Source organism: Mycobacterium sp. 1245499.0 (assembly GCF_001673615.1).
Taxonomy (GTDB): Bacteria; Actinomycetota; Actinomycetes; order Mycobacteriales; family Mycobacteriaceae; genus Mycobacterium; species Mycobacterium europaeum_A.
Genome location: NZ_LZMG01000244.1, coordinates 1 through 1,637, shown reverse-complemented (window position 1 = coordinate 1,637; position 1,637 = coordinate 1). Strand labels below are relative to the sequence as shown.

At 71.3% G+C, this 1,637-nt stretch carries 1 protein-coding gene and 2 pseudogenes; 1 reads left to right on the top strand and 2 read right to left on the bottom strand.

The genetic code is table 11. From position 1 onward, the window contains the following. Positions 1–256, bottom strand: a 256-nt coding sequence (locus tag A5646_RS29920; protein ID WP_231998322.1) for a hypothetical protein, incomplete at its 3' end; no start/stop codon positions are given. Between the two features lie 96 nt (positions 257–352). On the opposite strand from A5646_RS29920, the pseudogene A5646_RS13875 reads away from it, so the two are divergent. Beyond that, positions 353–1,312, top strand: a pseudogene (locus A5646_RS13875) (hypothetical protein); the annotation flags it as partial. Between the two features lie 248 nt (positions 1,313–1,560). Here the strand turns inward: A5646_RS13875 and A5646_RS28980 are convergent. Beyond that, a pseudogene (locus A5646_RS28980) lies at positions 1,561–1,637 on the bottom strand (TIGR03089 family protein); the annotation flags it as partial.

Sequence of the window (1,637 nt, the reverse complement as noted above, 5' to 3'; positions counted from 1 at the left end):
AACCCCGGCCCTGCCCCCGCCGGGGTTCGTTCCGCCGCCCAGTCCGGGTACCGGCAGGCGGGGCGGCGGTCACGGGCCCCTCGGCGGTCAGGGCCCGTTCGGTCACGGCCCGTTCGGCGGTCACGGACCCTTCGGCCACGGACCCTTCGGCGGCCACGGACCCTTCGGCGGCCACGGACCCTTCGGGGGTCACGGATTCGGTGGTGGTCACGGGTTTGGCGGCCACGGCTTCGGCGGTGGTCACGGCTTCGGCCACCGATAGCGCCCTCGCGGTTCCCGGGCGGGCCGAACCCGGCGCGCTAGGGTGGCGGATCTGGGCAGGGCTACCAATTTCGGACGATGTGGAGGAGTGGTGGACGTCGTACTTGGCGTGTCTATGGCACCTGAGACCGTCCGCATGGTGCTCGTCGAAGGCGAAGCCGCGAGCGGGGTGACGGTCGATCAGGACGGTTTCGATGTCGCCGGCCACGAAACCCCCATCGCCGCAGCCAATCACGTCGTCGCGGCCATTCTCGGAACCCGGGACAGCGCGGCCCAAGGCGGGTATCGGCTCAAGTCCAGCGGAGTGAGCTGGACCGACCCCGTCAAGGCGGCGGCACTGCGAGACGCGTTGGCCGCGCGCAAGATCGAGAACGTCATGCTGGTCTCGGCGGTCATGGCCGCCGCAGCGCTGGCGCAGGCCATGGGCAGCGCGACCAACTGGGCCCGCACGGCGCTGCTGCTCGTCGAACCGGACAGCGCGACCCTGGCTGTCGTCGACACCTCGCACGGGACGGTCACAGACGTGCATCGGCAGCCGCTGCCCGGCGACGACGACGCCGCACTAGCGAAACTCGCCGCGATGGTCTCGGACGCCGAGTCGATGAGCGCGCGGCCCGACGGGTTGTTCCTGGTCGGCTCGGAGGTCGACATTCCCTCCATCAAACCCACGCTCGAGGCGGCGACCGCCCTGTCGGTGACGACGCCCGAGGAACCCGAGATGGCCCTGGCGCGCGGCGCCTCGCTGGCCGCGGCGAACGCGAAGCTGGGCGCGCCGCGAACGGTCGCGATGAGCGCCACGCAGACCGCCTCGGCCGCGGCGGCCGAGCTCGCCTACAGCGCCGAGGACGACCCGGCCTCCGACGCCCACCGGCTCTCGGGCACCCCGGCGCAGCAGCGCCGCAGCCGCAAGTCGATCGTGACCATCGCCGCCGTCGCGGCGGTGTTCGTCGGCGGCGTCGCGGCGTTGACGCTGGCACTGATCTTCGGGAATCGGCCGCCCGCGGACCAGCGGCCCGACGTCGGCACGAACGTCGTCGCGCCGCAGCATCCGGACTGCCGTCGGCGCCATCGACACACCAAGTACGGTGTCCAAAGCTCCTCCAATAGTCGGTTGCTAGCCAATAACGGTGAGGGCGGGCTCGTCGCACGAATTGGTGGCGCGAGAGATCGCTTGGTCCCCACCGTTATTCCCCTAGTAACCCGATTTTACGCTCGTTCGCCGCCGCGGGGGTGGCCCGGGACCGGGCCTCGGCCGGCCTACGGGGACGGAATCCCAGGCCCCAGATGGCGGTGCAGCCAGTCGTCGTAGTAGGTGATGCGCGGTCCCACCGGATCGGCCCGCAGCAGCGGATCGAGGATGGCCCCGCTCAGCGTGA